The organism is Thiosulfatihalobacter marinus, from assembly GCF_016019955.1.
Classification (GTDB): Bacteria; Pseudomonadota; Alphaproteobacteria; order Rhodobacterales; family Rhodobacteraceae; genus Shimia; species Shimia marinus_A.
The window spans coordinates 56891-76179 of the sequence record NZ_JAECRZ010000012.1 but is presented as its reverse complement, the minus strand read 5'-3'; the positions used below and the strand labels follow the sequence as shown (position 1 = coordinate 76179).

Here is a 19289-nt window from a genome sequence, read left to right as displayed (position 1 = left end):
TGTTGATTTCCACCGAGAACTGACCCGGTTAGCGTCCTAATTTCCATTGAGAATTGACCCATGTGACCCTTCCCCCACGCGACGAGCGCAGGGGGGCAACGGAGTGATCCACATGGGACTTTTGAACATTATACGGAAGCTGCGTTTGCGGCATGGCCTCCCGATCCGGGAGATTGCCCGACGGACTGGTCTGTCGCGCAATACGATCAAGAAGTATCTGAACGCGGGGGCGATCGAGCCTTCCTTTTCGACGCCGGAGCGGCCCAGCAAGCTCGATCCTTTTGCCGACAAGCTGGCAGGCTGGTTGAAGACCGAGGCGGGGAAGTCGCGTAAGCAACGGCGGTCCCTGAAGCGGATGCATGCTGATCTGGTCGCGCTCGGCTTCACCGGATCCTACAATCGCGTGGCGGCCTTCGCCCGGGAGTGGCGCGCAGATCGCCAGCGAGAGCAGCAGACGACAGGTCGCGGCACATTCGTCCCGCTCCTGTTCCGCCCGGGTGAGGCCTTCCAATTCGACTGGAGCGAGGATTATGCCATTCTGGGCGGCGAGCGCACGAAGCTTCAGGTGGCACATATCAAGCTGTCACATAGCAGGGCGTTTCTTGTTCGGGCCTATCTGCTGCAGACACATGAGATGCTGTTCGATGCCCATTGGCATGGGTTCCGCGTCCTTGGCGGCGTGCCGGAGCGCGGCATCTATGACAACATGAAGACAGCCGTAGATCGGGTTGGTCGCGGCAAGGAGCGCCAGGTCAACATGCGCTTCCTCGCCATGGCGAACCACTACGTCTATGAACCTGAGTTCTGCAATCCGGCTGCGGGCTGGGAGAAAGGCCAGGTTGAGAAGAACGTTCAGGATGCCCGGCCGCGCCTGTGGCAACCGATACCGGACTTCCCCGATCTCGCAGCGCTGAACGCCTGGCTGGAACAGCGCTGTCTGGAACTCTGGCGCGAGATCCCTCACGGCACGCTTTCTGGCTCGATCGCTGATGTCTGGGCGGCGGAACAGGCTGCGCTGATGGCCTTGCCGCCCGCTTTTGACGGGTTTGTCGAACAGAGCAAGCGCGTCTCGCCGACGTGCCTGATCAGCTTCGAGCGCAATCGCTACAGCGTGCCTGCTTCATTTGCCAACCGGCCCGTCAGCTTGCGGATCTATCCTGACCGGCTGGTCGTGGCGGCCGAGGGCAACATCCTGTGCGAACATACCCGTGTGATCGAGCGTAGCCACCACCTCCCACCGCGCACGATCTACGATTGGCGGCATTATCTGGCCGTCATCCAGCGCAAGCCCGGTGCGCTACGGAATGGGGCACCCTTTGCAGAGTTGCCACCCGGCTTCAGGCAACTGCAGGAGAAGATGCTGCGCCGCCCGGGTGGAGATCGGGAGATGGTCGAGATCCTGGCGCTTGTCTTGCATCACGATGAACAGGCCGTGTTGAAGGCCGTGGAGCAGGCTCTGGCTGAGGGCGTGCCGACCAAGACGCACGTGCTAAACATCCTGCACCGGCTGATTGACGGCAAGACCACTGAAGGGCCGGACATCGACACGCCCCAGTCTCTGATCCTGCACCGCGAACCCAAGGCCAATGTCGAACGCTATGATGGCCTGAGAGCCCGGAACACCGGAGGCCGCCATGCGTCATGATCCTGCCAGTGGCGCCATCGTCATCATGCTGCGCAGCCTGAAGATGTATGGGATGGCACAAGCCATCACCGATCTGATCGAGCAGGGCGCGCCCGCCTTCGAGGCTGCTGTGCCAATCCTGTCCCAGTTGCTGAAGGCTGAATTGGCGGAACGCGAGGTGCGCTCCATTGCCTATCACATGAAGGCTGCGCGCTTCCCTGCCTACAAGGATCTCTCCGGCTTCGACTTCGCCGCCAGCGAGATCAATGAGGCCACAGTCCGCCAGTTGCATCGCTGTGAGTTTATGGACGGGGCACAGAACATCGTGCTGATCGGCGGGCCGGGAACGGGCAAAACCCATGTCGCTACCGCAATCGGCATCCAGGCCATCGAGCACCACCGGCGTAAGGTCCGCTTCTTCTCGACCATCGAACTCGTCAACACGCTCGAACAGGAGAAGGCAAAGGGAAAGGCTGGACAGCTTGCCGAGAGCCTGACGCGCCTCGATCTCGTGATCCTCGATGAACTGGGCTACCTGCCGTTCAGCGCATCTGGCGGGGCGCTACTCTTCCATCTGCTGAGCAAGCTTTACGAGCGCACCAGTGTCATCATCACAACCAACCTCAGCTTCAGCGAATGGGCCAGCGTGTTCGGGGATGCAAAGATGACAACTGCACTGCTCGATCGTCTCACGCATCGCTGCCACATCCTGGAGACCGGAAACGACAGCTTCCGCTTCAAAGCCAGCTCCGCCACAGCGGCCAGAAAAAAGAAGGAGGCAAGTCATGTCTTGACCGAAGACTGACCCAAAATTCATAATCAGAGGTGGGTCAGTTCTCGATGGAAAACCCGGGTCAGTTCTCGGTGGAAATCAACAAGTAGAGCTAAAGTCTGCAGTCTGGGGAAGGCGGAATTGCCTCAAAAACGGCAGCCCAAATCTGGCATTGGGAGAACGTTGCGACACCTTGGTGCAGCACCTCCACTGCATAACTGTCTCGTCTCTGTTGTCTCTCTTCGTTGATTTGCGATGTCGAGCCTAGGGTGCAAATCATTCTGGCCACCAGAAGCATATGAAAAAGGGTGCTCCAAACATGGAACACCCGCATTGTTTTGCATCCAGAGCCGGCTTACTTCAGCAGCACGTCCAGCGGCACAGGTTCGCTGATTGTAAAGCTGCCGATGACACCTGGTTTGCCATCTGTAATCTCGACAATCTGCATTTCAGCAGAGTTCTGGTGGTGGATCTGATCAGAGAAGCTGCGCGGACCAAAGACTGTTGGTTCGCCATCCATCTTCTCAAGTTCGGCTGTTACGGCTGATGCTTCGACAGTTCCGGCCCGTTCGACCGCTTTGGCCCATAGATCAATCAGCAGATAACCCGGATACGCGTATGTGCTGGACGGACCAGCGCCTGTAGCCGCCTCAAACGCATCACGGAGTTCGTTTACGGCAGGACGCGTATCATCGCCGTAGATAGACCCTTGAACCGGCACAATGAAGTTGGACAAATCAGGTGCGGCGTCCAGCCAGTAGGAGCCATCAACCGCAGAGCCGTTCAGGATGGTCGAGTTGATGCCCGCTGCCCGAATTTGGCGCACAGCAGACGCAGCCCCCGGAATGTAGGAGCACAGCATGATCACGTCTGGTTCGCTCTCAAGGCCTTTGATCCGGGTGATCTGGCTGGCGATGGAGGCATCGCCATTGAGGAAGGTATCACGACCGACAATCTCGCCACCCGCTTTGGGGAACATCCAGTCGAATCCGGTGCAGATACCTTTGTTGTATTCGATTGTCGTATCAAGCAGCACATAGCCGGTTTTTGCTGAACGCTCCTTAACGGACCATTCCGCCATCGTCGCCCCTTGAACAGCCGCCAGAACAGAGGCGGAGAAACTGTTCGGGCCAACCCCTTGGATACCTGCCTTGATGTCTTCTGCGCAGAGGAAGAAGGAGTTCAGGCCCGCCGCCTCAGCCGCCAAGGCTGCAGGTGCGCCAAAGTCGTAGTCACAGGTCACGATCAGCATTTCCGCGCCTTCATCGACCAGTTGCAGACCGGCACTTGCGGACTGTGCCTGATCGCTCTTGGTATCGGCTTCGATCCATTTGATCTGCTTGCCAAGCAGACCGCCGGCCGCATTGATCTCATCAATCCGGATGCGCGCCGCGGCGACGGCAGGGGCGTCATAGGCTTCGAGCCAACCGGATTTTGCAATGGCAAAACCGATTGTTATGTCATCGGCCATGGCGGGCGCGCCAAGCGCTAACGTGAGGGCTGTTGCAGTGAAGAAGTGTTTCATTAGTCGTCTCCCTTTAGGTTTCGATGTGTTTGATTTTCCGGTTAGCGGCCACCGATCCGCAGCCGGAGTTCACGCCCGCCAGTCAGACCGGCAGGGCGTAGAATGAGAACCAGGATCATGATGATCCCGATGATGATTTCCTGAGCACCCGTTGGCAGAGCCAATGTCGTCTCGCCAATCTCCATGCCCCGCTCCATCCGCACGAGCCCCTCGATGATGATGGACAGAACAAGGACCCCCATGACAGCGCCGGTCAGGCTGCCAATGCCGCCCACGACAAGCATTGCAAGGGTAATGAAGGTAATGCCGAGGTAGAAGCTGTTGGGGTTCAGAACACCAAGCGAATGGCCAAAGAGCGCACCCGCGACACCCGCAAAGAAGGCAGAGACCACAAGAGAAATGAGCCGATGGCCATACATGTTGATACCGCTGGCGTCTGCGGCCACTTCGTCTTCGCGGCTGGCACGCAAGGCCAGTCCGGATGCGGAGTTGGCATACCACGCAGCGGCCAGAACTGTGACAGAGGCCCACCCCAGAGTAACCCATTGATCGGCATATCGTGTCAGGCCGACAACAGAAGACGTGGCCCCCGTGACGCCTTCCCAGCTGGAATAAACGGTGTAGACAATTGCCAGAAATGCGAATGTCGCGATAGAGGCGGCGATGCCGGAGAGCCGCAAGATCGCAGCACCTGAAATCAGTGCAATGACAGCCGCCAGAAGGCCCGAAGCAACAGCAGCCGGAAAACCATGCCATTCAGCAGTCGCCAGATACGGCCAGAGATCAGGTAGGAACATCCCCTTCATCTGGGGCCTCAGGGTCAGCCATGCAGAGCAATAGGCCCCGATCGCCATGTAACCGGCATGTCCGAAACTGACGAGGCCGGAGTTGCCAACGAATATCCAAAGCCCGACAACAAAGGTCACGCGGATCAGGGTTTGCGCCGCCATACGCGCCAATGATTTGTCACCCAGAAGCGTGACCAGCAATGTGAACACCACCAGAATGGCGATCAGCAAGATTGGCGTGGACCAAGCACTCAGGCGCTTTTGTTTATGTGTTTGTGCCATGTGCTAAACCCTCGGCTTCGTAGATCTCGGAGCGAACAATCCGTCGGGGCGCAGCAGCAAGCTGACAATGACCAGCGTATAAAGAAACGCATCACGGAAAGGCCGTGCTTCGAGCGGGAGGAACCCCTGCAAAATGACCGAAGCAGCGCCAATCAAAAATCCCGCCGCTACAGCACCGGGCAAACTGCCCAAACCGCCGATCACTGTGGCAATGAAGGCAACCAACATGATCTGCCCGCCCATGCGAATGTCTGCCACACCGGTTTGTGTGACCATGATCAGCGCCACAGCGGCAGCCAGCGCGCCAGACAGGGCAAAGGCGCCGGTGATAACCACATTGGCCCGCACACCCAAAAGCCGCGCCATGGTGAAATTCTCAGCCGCCGCGCGCATTTCCAGCCCGATCCGCGTGCGTTTCAAAAGCAAGGCAAGCGTCACAACAACGAGCAAAGTGGTGCAAATGACGATGATCTGTAGCAAAGGGATCGAGGCCCCTGCGATGCTGACGGGCTGGTTCAACTCTGGCCAGAGGCTTACTGCCTTGGGACGGCTGCTGTAGACCAACAGCAGTGTATTCTGGATCACGAACCCCAAGGCAAAAGATGAAATCATCATCGCCACAGGCGTGGCATTGCGCATGTGCCTGAAGACAAAGAACTCGGAGGCGACGGCGATTGCAGCGCCGATCAGCAGCAGCAGCGGGATCAGCAAAATCGCCGGCGCTTTGCCCAAGAACATGACGGCAACTGCGTCCGTCGAGGGCACAATCAATGCAAAAACGCAAAAGGCGATGTATTCGCCGTGGGCGAAATTCACCAGTTTCATCACCCCGAAGATCAGAGCAATCCCAAGTGCGGCCATGGCATAGATGCCCCCAAGGCTCAGCGCATCAAAGAGCAGCTGTGGAACGGCGTTCATGTCGCATCCTCCGACTGGTTTTGCCCAAAGTAGGCTTCCTTAAGCAGATCGCTTTCCGCAAAGCCTGCCGCATCGCCATCGCCGGCAACATGACCCCCGCGCAGCAACACCATGCGCCCGCCAACCCGGGCCGCGCGGGCCGAGCTCTGTTCAACGATGATCAGGGTCAAGCCGCGTTCGGCCTGCAGATTGACGAGCGTTTCATAGACCTGATCGACAATATTCGGAGCCAACCCAAGCGAAGGTTCATCCACCATCATCAGTTTGGGATTGGTCATCAAACCGCGCCCGATCGCCAACATCTGTTGCTGTCCGCCGGACAGTGCTCCGGCATTGGCATGCCGCCGCTCACCCAGGATAGGAAAGCTCTGGTAGATCCCGTCGATATCCGTTTCAATCGCCGCCTTGTCCTTCCGGATGCCCGTGCCCACACGCAGGTTTTCCTCGACTGTCAGCGTTCCGAAAACCTCGCGGCCTTCCGGAACCATAGTCAGACCCAAACGCGCTATCGCTTCGGGCGAGCGGCCATTCAGCACATCGCCGTCCACCTCAATGCGGCCATGGGTCGTGGCAACGGCTCCGCAAATCGCCTTGAGCAGAGAGGACTTGCCCGCCCCATTCGGCCCGGAGATGAACAGCCTCTCACCCTCTTGAACAGTAAAGGAAACATCCGACAGTGCAGGCACTTTGCCATACCGAACCGCGACATCGAAAACACCCAGCTTTGACATCACGCGTGCTCCATGTTTTCTGGCGCATGCTCTGCGCCCAGATAGGCTTCGCGTACCGCCTGGCTGGCCAGGATCTCGGTCTTGTCGCCCTCTTCGATGATCTTGCCCGCGTCCAGAACATAGACGTGGTTTGACAATGACAGGACAAGCCCGACGTTATGCTCGATCAACAGGACACCGCAGTTCAGCTCATCCGCGATCCGCCTGATGATTTGTGCCAGATCATCCGCTTCGGTTTCGGACATGCCTGCGGCGGGTTCGTCCAGCAGCAGGTAATCGGGGGCAAACATCAGCGCACGCGCAATGCCGACCCTGCGCTCGTCCGTATAGGGCAGCCCGGCTGCGGGCAGTTCGGCAAGATGCCCGGCCCCCATCCAGGACAACACGCGCAGCGCTTCGTCTTCGGAGGCGCGCCGCGAATGGCCAAGGCCCACCCCGGTCACTGCAAGATTGTCCAGTACATCCAGCCCGGAAAACAAGCGCCCGGCCTGGAACGTGCGCGCAAGACCCCGGCGGCGAATGTCATAGGGCGCTTTGGCGTTGATGTCCTGCCCATCCAGCATGACCGTGCCTGACGTGGGGTCCTGAAAGCCTGTGATGATGTTGACGCAGGTGGTTTTGCCTGCTCCGTTGGGGCCGATCAACCCGACAATTTCCGCCTTCTTTAGCGAAATCGTCACGTCATCCAGAGCCTTGAAGCCACCAAACGCAACGCTGATTGATTCCAGTTCCAATGACAAAATCTTATCCTTCGCGTTCCTGTTCCGACCGTTGTGCTCCACAGCCGCCAACCGATGGCGGCTGTGGGTCCTGGTGATGCTCACTAGGTCCAGTGTGCCACGCTGCGCCGCTCGAAACTCTCGCGGAACTGTTCGATCGTCTTGGGCAGCGGCTCGCCGGTTTCCCAATCCAGGATCACCGCATAGCGTCGCACGGCGTCCATCGCGTCGATCTCGCCGTTGCGATACATCTCGGCAACCTTTTCAGGATCAATGCGCGCCCAAGCCACGCGGTTTTCACGAATATGCGCCCGCAGTTTCTCGGTCTCGGCCTCATCGACCTCATATTCACACAAGTCCGCATCAATCTCTTTGATCACCACGCCGTAGTCCAACGCGGCTCGTTTGATAGAGACATAGTCATCCACCACATCCGTCAGAACAGCCTCTGTCTTGCGTTCAAGTGGGTCGCCAAAGCCGCCGCCCCCCGCGGTCGGGCGCGCAAACTCATCTCCCGAATACATCGGGAAGCCGGAGAAGACCGACCCAAGCCATTCGTGCGTGTCCGAGCCGGCGCGTTTGATGGTCAGACCATGCGGCATGGAGGGCAAACCACCATCAACACCCCAGACAACGGCGCGTTCGCGGTCGCATACATAGGACATGACGGATTTTTCACTTTCCAGAAGCAGGGAGGTTTTCTGCACCCCTGTCCCACCGCGCCATTTGCCCGGGCCTGCGCTGTCTTTTTTGATCTGAAATTCAAGCGTCCGGGTCGGGTTGACCCGCTCGTTGCCTTCGTTGGGCTGAGACATGAGCCCGGTTCCGAAGCAGGCTGTGGTGACGTCGCTGCCATCCTTACCGCGCCGTCCGCCCCAACCGCCGGGGAGCCATTCGTAGAACATGAATGTAGAGTCCTCCTCGCGCCGCTTGTCCGTGCCCCCCGCCAACAGGTATTCAAGATTGAATGCACAGGCGATGGCGCGCTCCGGCATGATCTCCGACCACATCTCGAAAACCGAGTTCATGATCTTTTCAAACGGCATCAGGAAGCCGGTGACCGCCGTGGGCCACTGGGCACTGACCACCGAATTTTCCGGCGCAGCGACAGAAAGCATCCGATAGAAGCCGGAGTTCAACGGCAGGTCAGGAAAGAAGGTCTTCATCCCCGCGACGACAGCCGAGAATGTGGCTCCCGGCGCGGAATTGTACATCGAACCAATCGTCGGGTGGCTGCCTTCGAAATCGTAGTGAATCTGATCACCCTTGATTGTCATCTTGATGTGGATCGGGATCATCCCCTCGCCACCTGACGGGTCCCGGTCGATGTAGTCGACGGATTTCCATGTGCCGTCGGGCAGCGCCGCAATACGCTGGCGCACGGCGCGTTCAACGTAGTCCTGCACCTCGTTCATGCCCTGCTTGACCTGCTCGCGCCCGTATTTGCGCACCAGCCGCAGGATTTCACGTTCGGCCACCTGCGTGGCCTGTGCCTGGCTGTGGATGTCACCGATAATCGACGCGGGGTCGCGTGTGTTGTTTGCGATCAGGTTGGCAACGTCGGAACAAAATTCGCCGGCACGGAATAGCCGGACAGGTGTGATCCGAACCGCCTCGCGGAACATGTCTTTCGCCGTCACATCAAAAGAACCGGGCACAGAGCCACCCAGATCAGACCAGTGCCCGTTTGACTGCGAAAACCCGATCAGCTCGTCTTCATCAAAGATCGGCCGCACCAGACGGACATCGCTGAAGTGCGTGCCGCCTGCGTAAGGATCGTTGATTGCGTAGACATCGCCGGGCATCATGTCGCCCTTGAAGACGCGAATAACGTCTTTGCAGGTAAAGTGCAGCGTGCCGACGTGCACCGCGATGTCATCGTTGCCCTGCGCAACCGAATTGCCTTCGGCATCATGCAGCGCGTTTGAAAAGTCGCGGTTGTAGATCACAAAGGAGTAACAGGTGCGCAGCATCTGCTCGGCCATCTGGTCAACGGATGTGATGAAGGAGTTCTTGAGAACTTCAAACGTGACGGGATCTAGGGCTTTTGAATCACTCATAGTATTACTCCTGCACTCGGATGAGAATGTTCATGTATTGATCGACTTCAGCAGTCGTGTTCGGCGGAATTACGGTGGTTGAATCGAACTGCTCGACAATGGCGGGGCCATCAAAGGTCGCACCGGCGGTCAGGTTTTCACGCTCGAAAATCATCGCCGTGTGGGCCTTGCCGTCAAACCAGACATCGCGTGTCTTGTCGGTCTTGGGCTTGTTCTTCCTCACCTCGTGCTTTTGCAGCTCGGCCTTGGGAACCATACCCGTCGCCGTCAGCCCCACACGGAAGATCGACACCGGTGCGTCATCCCGGCGGAAGTTGAATTCGCGCTGGTGTTCGCTGTGGAACCCGTCGATCAAGGCCTCAATATCGGTGACCTTGGACGGCGCAGATACTGCCAAGGCACGCCATTGGCCCTGATACATCATCTCGACCGTGCGCTGCATGACAATGTCCTTGGGCGCTACGCCTTCGTGCTTCAAACGATCAGCGGCCATGGCCTCCAGCCGCTCGAAGGCGGCCTCCAAATCCTCCGGCTTGGTATCAGCCGCAGCAGCCATGAAGCTGTCTGAGAAGTCGTGCTGGATATCGACCAGCAGGCAACCCAGAGCCGATGTCACACCCGGATTGGGCGGGATAATGACAGTCGGGATCGACAACTCCTTGGCAATTGCCGCACCATGCAACGCCCCGGCTCCGCCAAACGCCACAAGCGCGAAGTCCCGTGGGTCATAACCTCGGCTAATCGACAGCAAACGCACCGCATTGGCCATATTTGCGTTTGCAACCGCAACCACGGCTTCGGCGGCTTCGTGCAGCTCCATTCCGAAAGGCTCGGCCACAGTCTCTCTGACCGACGCTTCGGCCAGGGCGGGATCAAGGGTAATCTTGCCCCCCGCGAGCGATGTGCCAAGGCGGCCCAGCACAACATTGGCGTCCGTGTTTGTGGCCACTTCATTGCCGTTCTTGTAGCAGGCAGGCCCAGGGAAGGCGCCCGCAGATTGCGGTCCGTTGCGCAGTGACCCGCCTTCGTCTTTCCACGCCAGAGATCCGCCGCCCGCACCAATGGTCAGCACTTCGATCGACGGGAACCGGATCGGATAGCCATATTCGATATACCAGTCTTTGGTGACACGCGACTTGCCTTCATACACCAAGGATACGTCCGTGCTGGTCCCGCCCATGTCAAAACCGATAGAATTGTCAAACCCGCAAAGGTTGCCAATAAAGCGGCTGGCAATCGCGCCCGCGGCAATGCCCGACCCTGCCAGACGCGCGGCAAAGTCTTTAACGCTGGCCGGGGTCATCACGCCGCCGCCCGTGTGCAGCAACAGCAGATCGCGTTCGTAGCCGCCGTCAGCCAGCTTACCCTCAAGGCGCGCTACATAATCAACGACCGAAGGCGACACGACCGCGTTTGCCATCGTTGTCGAGAAACGCTCGTGCTCAAAAATCTCCGGCAGGACCTGTGAAGAGATCGACACCGGCACATCCGGCATCACACTCAGCAGAATGTCTCGCATCCGCTCTTCATTGGCCCCATTGGTGTAAGAGTTCATAAAGCAGACAGCAACAGAGGCGACTTTGCGCTTCTTCAAAACATGCGCGATGCGCAGCGCTTCTTTTTCGTCCAGCTTTTCCAGAACCGTGCCGTTCGCGTCGACGCATTCACGGACGGTCAGACGGTCCCGACGCGGGATGTAGGGCTTGGCCACATCTTTGTAGGTGTCCCACAGATCCTCCTTGTTGGCCCGGCGGATTTCGACCACGTCGCGGAACCCTTCGGTGCAGATCATCGCAGAGCGCGCCAAATTACGTGTGATCAGCGCGTTTGTTGCCACGGTTGTCCCGTGCGAAAACATCGACACCTCGCTGAGGTCGATGCCGCCCTGATCAATCCCGTTGAGAATGGCAACCATCGGGTCATCCGGTGTCGATGACGTCTTTTCGATGCGGATCGCACCCGTTGTTTCGTCCATAATGACGACGTCGGTAAACGTCCCACCCACATCTACGGCAACTCTTGTGTTCTTCATGTCTACATCCTTCAAAAGACAACAGGGCATCAGGAAGGCGCCGGCGAAAGCCGACCCTACTTGGGGGTTTTCGGTTTTAGCTAAGGGTTACGGAGGGGCCGTCTTCTGGCCTTGCTGCGCGGCTTTGCGCGTTTCGGTCGGTGTGCAGCCGAACTGCGCACGATAGGCTTTGTTAAACTGGGATTGATCCGAAAACCCCCACCGATGGGCTATCTCGGCAATTGTGATGGGCCCTACGACGCTCAGGTCCTCGCGCGCGCGCACCAGACGCTTTTCGCGGATGAACCCGGAAACCGACCTGCCCGACTCCGAGAACAGTTGTTGCAGATAGCGCTGCGACACATTGCAGGCCTCTGCCACAAGACTTGAGGAGAGATTCTCATTGAAGAGGTTGTTGCGGATAAACTGTTCTGCGCGGTGCAGATGTGCTGCGCGGATTGTCGAGGTTTCGCTGTCCAGCACACGGTCATCTTTGCGGATTGAGAGGCACAGCAGATCAAGGATGTGCTTGCCAGCGGCCGCGCGCGCCTGCTCATCAAGCAAATCGACGTGCAGCGCCGTTGTCTTGACGGTATCCAGAAAATAACTGGCCACGCCGGCTGTGCCATCAAAACTCAGCGCGCCCAAACGGTCTGTTGGGCCGATGCGGGCCCGCACGCTTTCGGAAGACACCTTCAGCACCAACAGCTCGTTCGTCTGTTCATGCCAGAACTCGTAGGGCAAATCGCCCCGTTCTACCAGAAACTCGCCCGGTGAACATTTCGCCTGGCGGGCATTCTGGTCAAAGCCGACCGTCCCCAATCTTGGAATGGTAATCAGCAGACTGCTTTCAACTTCGTCCAGAAAGTGCCGCTTGTGCCTTTTGTAGAGAATGCCATCGCAACGCATCTGCGACAGACCGACGATACCGAGGTTCCAAGTATTGAGATCACCTGAAAAGGACTGGTCATCCGCCATCGTGGTCTCTAGGGGAAAGAACGTATCTGAGACAGCCGCCTGCCACTGGGTGGCAGTCATGAGCTTGTTTGCAGTTTTGTCCTTCTGATTCATCTAACGTCCCCAAAACACAAATGGCGAAAACACAACTGTCTCATGTGTTAAAATGATCGTAGCACCGTTCCGGCCAACCACTTTGGCAAAAAACGCACAAACTCTTGTGTCACGTGTCAATTCGCGCACTTGCGATTCTTTCATCGGGCCCAGAAAGGCCCTGGAAAATCCTAAATATCTAACTAAAACATATTTTTACCAACCATTTGCAGCGCGAGAACACCGCCAAATCGGGTCTTGGTTTTGTGAAACGGAAAGCTGCGAAGGCAACAACCTGAGCGGGATTGGGCCGCATTTTCCCCAAGATTCACGGCCGCTGCGCTTCAAAAAAACGAAGCATCCAAACAGAATCACAGGATGGAAGTGTCCTCAAACCACGACCGAAATCCCGGCGGGCGTTTCTGCTTCAAATGGGCGGCCTCGCTGGCCCGCAGACAGGATGCTCGGAACAAAACTGCTTGCTAAAAGCAAGAAAGCGGCGATAGCACTGAGGGCAAATCGCGGCCCCCTGCCGCGTGAAAAACGCCAACTTACAAGAAGTGATGCCTGCCATGGATGTGCGACCAAATTCAGACGAAGCCCGTGATATCGCTTATCATTTTCACAGCTATACCAATGCCGAAGCGCATGAAAAAATTGGTCCGCTGATCATTGAATCAGGCGAGGGAATCCACGTCACCGACTCAAACGGCAACCGCTATATCGAGGGCATGTCCGGCCTTTGGAGCGTGGCAGTCGGGTTCAACGAACAACGCCTTGTGGATGTCGCCAGCCGGCAAATGCAAAAGCTGCCTTACTACCACAACTTCTCGCACCGCTCGCATGGTCCGGCGATTGATCTTGCTGAAAAGCTGATCGAAATAGCCCCCGTGCCAATGAGCAAGGTTTTCTATACCAACTCGGGCTCCGAGGCGAACGATACGATCGTCAAGATGGTCTGGTATCGCTCGAACGCGCTCGGCAAGCCCGAGAAAAAGAAGATCATCTCGCGCCTGCGCGGCTATCACGGCGTGACAGTCGCAGCCGCGTCGATGACGGGTCTGCCCTATAACCACAAGTCCTTCGATCTGCCGATGGAGGGCATCTTGCACACCACTTGCCCGCACTACTGGCGCGAAGGTCAGGACGGCGAAAGCGAAGAAGCTTTTGCGTCACGCTGTGCCCAAGATCTTGATGATATGATCCAATCAGAGGGCCCCGAAACTGTAGCCGCATTCATCGCCGAGCCTGTCATGGGCGCGGGCGGTGTTGTTGTTCCTCCGGCGACCTACTGGGAGAAAATCCAAGCGGTTCTGGCGAAATACGATATCCTTCTTATCGCAGATGAAGTGATTTGCGGTTTTGGCCGCACGGGCAACATGTTTGGCTCTACAACCTTTGACATAAAGCCCGACATTCTCACCATGTCCAAGCAGATCACCTCCAGCTATTTCCCCTTTTCGGCTTTCATGATCAACGATCGGGTCTATCAGCCAATCGCCGACGAAAGCGGGCGCATCGGTGTTCTGGGGCATGGCTATACGGGCGGTGGCCACCCCGTCGGCGCAGCCGTAGCGCTGGAAAACATCAAGATTATCGAAGAGCGCGATCTTGTGGCCAATGCCGCCGAACGCGGTGCAGAATTGCAAGCTGGATTGACCGACCTGACGTCCCACCCTCTCGTTGGAGAGGCACGTGGCATTGGCCTCATAGGCGCACTTGAATTGATCGCCCCAGAGGGTAAATCAGGCGATTTTGCCCCTGGAAAACTCGGCGCCCAAATGAACGCAATCATGCTGCGCAACGGCCTCATCTCACGTAATATGACAGACGCGATGGCATTTTGTCCGCCATTGATAGTGGGCGCGAATGACGTGCGAGAAATCATCCAGATCACAAAAAAGAGTCTGGAGGAACTGGCCGCAGACATAAACGGGGCCGCCTAGTCAGGGGAACGACAAGCCAGAACTCTTACCCTTTCCCATCCGGGAAAAACTTGGGTCGGCCTGTCTACACATTTTCCGGGTGGCGCCTGTCACGCGAGCTGATCTTTACAAATCTCGTTCAACCAAGAGCTTCTTCGGGTGAACCTTTGCTGAGCGGCTTTCAGACCGGCGAGACTCCGTTCTTGTTGACGGCCTCTTCGTTGCTTTGGTGCGTTGCGGCGGCGCGGGCCGAGCTGTGACGCGCAGGACGCGGACGACATGCGCGACGCGCTTCTGCATGAGGCGGCAGAGGCGCGCCGCTTGCCCTCTGATCCTGACTGGGACGTCATCGAAAACTCCGGCCTCACCTGGGGCGGGCCGATCAGGGAGCAGGGTGGACCGTGGTAGGATCACCTGGAACGATTGGGCGGTTTGGGAGAGCGCACGCCCGACAACTTCAAGACGTTCGATTTCTTCGACGAAGATCGAGGCCTTGCCACAAGCGCAAAGACGCTCGAAACCCGCGCGCCGGGATATGTGGACCGGCCCAGTCGTATTTTTGGTGCTTTGAAGCGTTACATCGACCAAATTGACCACTTCGAGTACGACAACAAGAAGGGCATTGAAATCAGCGCGGACGAAATCGACATCAAACGCCTGGAACTTGCCGTGCCCGACGGAACCACCCCGGAACAGTTTACTCAAATTCAACGTGCGATAGACTACGCTGAGAGTTTGGGGATCGACGTAGAAGTGAGCCGTATCCGATGAAAAAAGTCCTGACCACAGAAGAATGGATTGCGAAACGGCGTGCTGAAGCGGCGGAGCGAAAAAAGCGCTCCAAGCCTCCCAAAGAACGCAAAAGTGCCTTTGTTACGAGCTATCGCAAATTCACGGAAATCGCCTCACAAGCGGTGTATGGTAGCGCGCATTTGGACCCCAAGGGATATCATGAGTATCTACCGCCAGACCTAACTGCGCTCGAAATCGCTGGCCACGCGCGGGCCGCCCTTTTGGCCAGCCGGTTCATCACGCCAAAACATCCAGAGTGGGACGACGTCATCCGGATTCCGACAAAGGAAGAATTCAAGGCGTGGGAGGAAGCAGACAAGGCGCGCGCTGGTGTCAAGACTTTGAAAGCGCTGTTTAACGGTGCGGGCCATGTTTCGTTAACATTGCGGGACGGCAAGATCGCAATCAAGCCAACGCGCTATCGCGGACATGGCCATTGGGAGGGTATTCGCGGCCAAGAAGATACGGTCTTGCCGGAAGACGTGTCAGTCGAAGAGCTTGGCAGGGCTATTCTGGACGCACTGGACATAAGCCGCTCAGCGTAGGTCCCTGAGTCGACGACGCCTGCTAAAGCAACCATTGGCACAAACGCAGCGAAAGCTCACAAAGTACCGCACCGCGGGCCTTTGGTGCGGACGCAGCGAATTCGTGGTTTCTGCGGTTTGCCCTTTGCGCGGAACGCAGTCTTGAGTGCCGGGCATGCTTGTGGGGCGGCCGCTCCTTCATTGCGAAAGCCTCTGATGTTGAGCGTGATGTGTGCGCGCCTGAGGGTGGCGCGGTTTTGGGGGTCAGCGCGGCAGGTCGTTGTAGGGACAAACATCTTTTTCAAAGGGCACATGCCTGCGCCGGAAGGGCGGGCCGCTGACAAGCTCAGGGCCTGTGATGCGATCCATGCGGAAGTGCCGGAAATCTTCGCGCGCCGGATCCCATGCGACAAGATACCAGAGCGGTTGCAAGATGAGCATGGCCTGCGGCTCGACATTGCGCAGGCTGCGCGCGCCTTTGGCATCCCGATACTCAAAGCGGAGGTGCTGGCGCGCCAGAAAGGCTTTTTCAAAAGCGGGCAGCAGGGCGGGGTCGATTGTGCCCAGGTCAGACAGGTCCTGTTTGGGCGAGAGTTGGCCGATGTGCAGGCAGGCGAGGAAGCGGCGCAGATCGCGCACTTTGTCAGACGGCAGGGCGCGCTCGATCTTGGCGAGGCCTGCATCTGCGAGATCGGAGAAGGGCAGGTTCTGGGCGGCGCGCACGGCGGCCACGCTGATCAGCAGCGCGAAGACTTCGGCCACAGAGAGGCGGGCGGTTGTTTGCATGGACTGGGGGTCAAGCTGCACGCCACCGCCGCGCCCGCTTTCGGAATGGATGACAAAGCCTTCGTCACGCAAGGCGGCGATGTCGCGCAGGAGCGTGCGTCTGGAGGTGCCGACCTCTTCGGCGAGCTCCGCGACGGTTGATGTGCCGTTGCGCCGAAGGCTGCGCACGATGGCGTCATGTCTCTGTCTGATATTCATTTTGCCACTCTAGCACATATGGTGACAAAATTTGGCACTTATTGGCAATAGGGCTTTCTTATCGAAATCAACAAAGGAAAATCAAAGATGCAACGCAGAGCCGTAAATCCGTGGGACTGGTCCTTGAAGCTGGGATACATGTTGATTTCCACCGAGAACTGACCCGGTTAGCGTCCTAATTTCCATTGAGAATTGACCCATGTGACCCTTCCCCCACGCGACGAGCGCAGGGGGGCAACGGAGTGATCCACATGGGACTTTTGAACATTATACGGAAGCTGCGTTTGCGGCATGGCCTCCCGATCCGGGAGATTGCCCGACGGACTGGTCTGTCGCGCAATACGATCAAGAAGTATCTGAACGCGGGGGCGATCGAGCCTTCCTTTTCGACGCCGGAGCGGCCCAGCAAGCTCGATCCTTTTGCCGACAAGCTGGCAGGCTGGTTGAAGACCGAGGCGGGGAAGTCGCGTAAGCAACGGCGGTCCCTGAAGCGGATGCATGCTGATCTGGTCGCGCTCGGCTTCACCGGATCCTACAATCGCGTGGCGGCCTTCGCCCGGGAGTGGCGCGCAGATCGCCAGCGAGAGCAGCAGACGACAGGTCGCGGCACATTCGTCCCGCTCCTGTTCCGCCCGGGTGAGGCCTTCCAATTCGACTGGAGCGAGGATTATGCCATTCTGGGCGGCGAGCGCACGAAGCTTCAGGTGGCACATATCAAGCTGTCACATAGCAGGGCGTTTCTTGTTCGGGCCTATCTGCTGCAGACACATGAGATGCTGTTCGATGCCCATTGGCATGGGTTCCGCGTCCTTGGCGGCGTGCCGGAGCGCGGCATCTATGACAACATGAAGACAGCCGTAGATCGGGTTGGTCGCGGCAAGGAGCGCCAGGTCAACATGCGCTTCCTCGCCATGGCGAACCACTACGTCTATGAACCTGAGTTCTGCAATCCGGCTGCGGGCTGGGAGAAAGGCCAGGTTGAGAAGAACGTTCAGGATGCCCGGCCGCGCCTGTGGCAACCGATACCGGACTTCCCCGATCTCGCAGCGCTGAACGCCTGGCTGGAACAGCGCTGTCTGGAACTCTGGCGCGAGATCCCTCACGGCACGCTTTCTGGCTCGATCGCTGATGTCTGGGCGGCGGAACAGGCTGCGCTGATGGCCTTGCCGCCCGCTTTTGACGGGTTTGTCGAACAGAGCAAGCGCGTCTCGCCGACGTGCCTGATCAGCTTCGAGCGCAATCGCTACAGCGTGCCTGCTTCATTTGCCAACCGGCCCGTCAGCTTGCGGATCTATCCTGACCGGCTGGTCGTGGCGGCCGAGGGCAACATCCTGTGCGAACATACCCGTGTGATCGAGCGTAGCCACCACCTCCCACCGCGCACGATCTACGATTGGCGGCATTATCTGGCCGTCATCCAGCGCAAGCCCGGTGCGCTACGGAATGGGGCACCCTTTGCAGAGTTGCCACCCGGCTTCAGGCAACTGCAGGAGAAGATGCTGCGCCGCCCGGGTGGAGATCGGGAGATGGTCGAGATCCTGGCGCTTGTCTTGCATCACGATGAACAGGCCGTGTTGAAGGCCGTGGAGCAGGCTCTGGCTGAGGGCGTGCCGACCAAGACGCACGTGCTAAACATCCTGCACCGGCTGATTGACGGCAAGACCACTGAAGGGCCGGACATCGACACGCCCCAGTCTCTGATCCTGCACCGCGAACCCAAGGCCAATGTCGAACGCTATGATGGCCTGAGAGCCCGGAACACCGGAGGCCGCCATGCGTCATGATCCTGCCAGTGGCGCCATCGTCATCATGCTGCGCAGCCTGAAGATGTATGGGATGGCACAAGCCATCACCGATCTGATCGAGCAGGGCGCGCCCGCCTTCGAGGCTGCTGTGCCAATCCTGTCCCAGTTGCTGAAGGCTGAATTGGCGGAACGCGAGGTGCGCTCCATTGCCTATCACATGAAGGCTGCGCGCTTCCCTGCCTACAAGGATCTCTCCGGCTTCGACTTCGCCGCCAGCGAGATCAATGAGGCCACAGTCCGCCAGTTGCATCGCTGTGAGTTTATGGACGGGGCACAGAACATCGTGCTGATCGGCGGGCCGGGAACGGGCAAAACCCATGTCGCTACCGCAATCGGCATCCAGGCCATCGAGCACCACCGGCGTAAGGTCCGCTTCTTCTCGACCATCGAACTCGTCAACACGCTCGAACAGGAGAAGGCAAAGGGAAAGGCTGGACAGCTTGCCGAGAGCCTGACGCGCCTCGATCTCGTGATCCTCGATGAACTGGGCTACCTGCCGTTCAGCGCATCTGGCGGGGCGCTACTCTTCCATCTGCTGAGCAAGCTTTACGAGCGCACCAGTGTCATCATCACAACCAACCTCAGCTTCAGCGAATGGGCCAGCGTGTTCGGGGATGCAAAGATGACAACTGCACTGCTCGATCGTCTCACGCATCGCTGCCACATCCTGGAGACCGGAAACGACAGCTTCCGCTTCAAAGCCAGCTCCGCCACAGCGGCCAGAAAAAAGAAGGAGGCAAGTCATGTCTTGACCGAAGACTGACCCAAAATTCATAATC

17 protein-coding genes are annotated in these 19289 nt (G+C 58.1%); 8 read left to right on the top strand and 9 right to left on the bottom strand.

The annotated features are described in order from the left end of the window. Window positions 1-112 precede the first annotated feature (112 nt). Together istA (I3253_RS15865) and istB (I3253_RS15860) are read left to right on the top strand one after the other, a co-directional pair. Complete coding sequence (istA, locus tag I3253_RS15865; RefSeq protein ID WP_197918803.1) at window positions 113-1645, top strand: IS21 family transposase; 1533 nt, start codon at window positions 113-115, stop codon at window positions 1643-1645. Then, window positions 1635-2429, top strand: a complete 795-nt coding sequence (gene istB / locus I3253_RS15860) for an IS21-like element helper ATPase IstB (protein WP_068289770.1) — start codon at window positions 1635-1637, stop codon at window positions 2427-2429. Before istA (I3253_RS15865) ends, istB (I3253_RS15860) begins: the two co-directional genes overlap by 11 nt. Window positions 2430-2751: 322 nt before the next feature. On the opposite strand, the gene I3253_RS15855 is transcribed toward istB (I3253_RS15860), so the two are convergent. The 8 genes from I3253_RS15855 to I3253_RS15820 form a co-directional block, all read right to left on the bottom strand. Then, a complete protein-coding gene (locus I3253_RS15855) occupies window positions 2752-3921 on the bottom strand; it encodes an ABC transporter substrate-binding protein (RefSeq protein WP_152467149.1) in 1170 nt (389 codons plus the stop codon). 41 nt (window positions 3922-3962) lie between these two features. Further along, window positions 3963-4991: a branched-chain amino acid ABC transporter permease gene (locus I3253_RS15850; RefSeq protein ID WP_007120584.1), complete on the bottom strand. Its 1029-nt coding sequence runs from the start codon at window positions 4989-4991 to the stop codon at window positions 3963-3965. A gap of 3 nt (window positions 4992-4994) precedes the next feature. Next, window positions 4995-5909 carry a branched-chain amino acid ABC transporter permease gene (locus I3253_RS15845; protein ID WP_007120583.1) on the bottom strand — a complete coding sequence of 305 codons (915 nt, stop codon included), beginning with the start codon at window positions 5907-5909 and terminating at the stop codon, window positions 4995-4997. Further along, on the bottom strand, window positions 5906-6640 hold the full coding sequence (locus I3253_RS15840) for an ABC transporter ATP-binding protein (RefSeq protein ID WP_007120582.1): 735 nt from the start codon (window positions 6638-6640) through the stop codon (window positions 5906-5908). Before I3253_RS15840 ends, I3253_RS15845 begins: the two co-directional genes overlap by 4 nt. After that, the gene (locus I3253_RS15835) at window positions 6640-7374 is read right to left on the bottom strand and encodes an ABC transporter ATP-binding protein (RefSeq protein ID WP_232272177.1); all 735 of its coding nucleotides are present in this window, start codon (window positions 7372-7374) and stop codon (window positions 6640-6642) included. The genes I3253_RS15840 and I3253_RS15835 overlap by 1 nt, the downstream gene beginning before the upstream one ends. Before the next feature lie 89 nt (window positions 7375-7463). Then, the gene (locus tag I3253_RS15830) at window positions 7464-9419 is read right to left on the bottom strand and encodes a hydantoinase B/oxoprolinase family protein (protein WP_152467148.1); all 1956 of its coding nucleotides are present in this window, start codon (window positions 9417-9419) and stop codon (window positions 7464-7466) included. A gap of 4 nt (window positions 9420-9423) precedes the next feature. After that, entirely contained in the window at window positions 9424-11451 is a 2028-nt protein-coding gene (locus tag I3253_RS15825; protein WP_007120579.1) for a hydantoinase/oxoprolinase family protein, read from the bottom strand. Window positions 11452-11538: 87 nt separating this feature from the next. After that, window positions 11539-12501: a helix-turn-helix domain-containing protein gene (locus I3253_RS15820; RefSeq protein WP_065331080.1), complete on the bottom strand. Its 963-nt coding sequence runs from the start codon at window positions 12499-12501 to the stop codon at window positions 11539-11541. A 551-nt stretch (window positions 12502-13052) separates the two neighbouring features. Here I3253_RS15820 and I3253_RS15815 point away from each other — a divergent pair. The 4 genes from I3253_RS15815 (at window position 13053) to I3253_RS15805 (ending at window position 15742) form a co-directional block, all read left to right on the top strand. Then, the gene (locus tag I3253_RS15815; RefSeq protein ID WP_040701702.1) at window positions 13053-14426 is read left to right on the top strand and encodes an aspartate aminotransferase family protein; all 1374 of its coding nucleotides are present in this window, start codon (window positions 13053-13055) and stop codon (window positions 14424-14426) included. 258 nt (window positions 14427-14684) lie between these two features. Further along, window positions 14685-14813 (top strand): hypothetical protein, encoded by a 129-nt coding sequence (locus I3253_RS20645; protein WP_007120576.1) that lies wholly within the window; start codon window positions 14685-14687, stop codon window positions 14811-14813. A gap of 15 nt (window positions 14814-14828) precedes the next feature. Then, window positions 14829-15176: an endonuclease toxin domain-containing protein gene (locus tag I3253_RS15810; RefSeq protein WP_040701632.1), complete on the top strand. Its 348-nt coding sequence runs from the start codon at window positions 14829-14831 to the stop codon at window positions 15174-15176. Continuing rightward, entirely contained in the window at window positions 15173-15742 is a 570-nt protein-coding gene (locus tag I3253_RS15805; protein ID WP_007120574.1) for a contact-dependent growth inhibition system immunity protein, read from the top strand. The genes I3253_RS15810 and I3253_RS15805 overlap by 4 nt, the downstream gene beginning before the upstream one ends. A 243-nt stretch (window positions 15743-15985) precedes the next feature. On the opposite strand, the gene I3253_RS15800 is transcribed toward I3253_RS15805, so the two are convergent. After that, window positions 15986-16705, bottom strand: a complete 720-nt coding sequence (locus tag I3253_RS15800; protein WP_040701630.1) for a helix-turn-helix transcriptional regulator — start codon at window positions 16703-16705, stop codon at window positions 15986-15988. A 251-nt stretch (window positions 16706-16956) separates the two neighbouring features. Between I3253_RS15800 and istA (I3253_RS15795) the strand changes: the two genes are divergently transcribed. Both istA (I3253_RS15795) and istB (I3253_RS15790) read left to right on the top strand, forming a co-directional pair. Further along, window positions 16957-18489 carry an IS21 family transposase gene (istA, locus tag I3253_RS15795; protein WP_197918803.1) on the top strand — a complete coding sequence of 511 codons (1533 nt, stop codon included), beginning with the start codon at window positions 16957-16959 and terminating at the stop codon, window positions 18487-18489. Continuing rightward, window positions 18479-19273: an IS21-like element helper ATPase IstB gene (istB, locus tag I3253_RS15790; RefSeq protein ID WP_068289770.1), complete on the top strand. Its 795-nt coding sequence runs from the start codon at window positions 18479-18481 to the stop codon at window positions 19271-19273. The genes istA (I3253_RS15795) and istB (I3253_RS15790) overlap by 11 nt, the downstream gene beginning before the upstream one ends. Window positions 19274-19289: the final 16 nt, after the last annotated feature.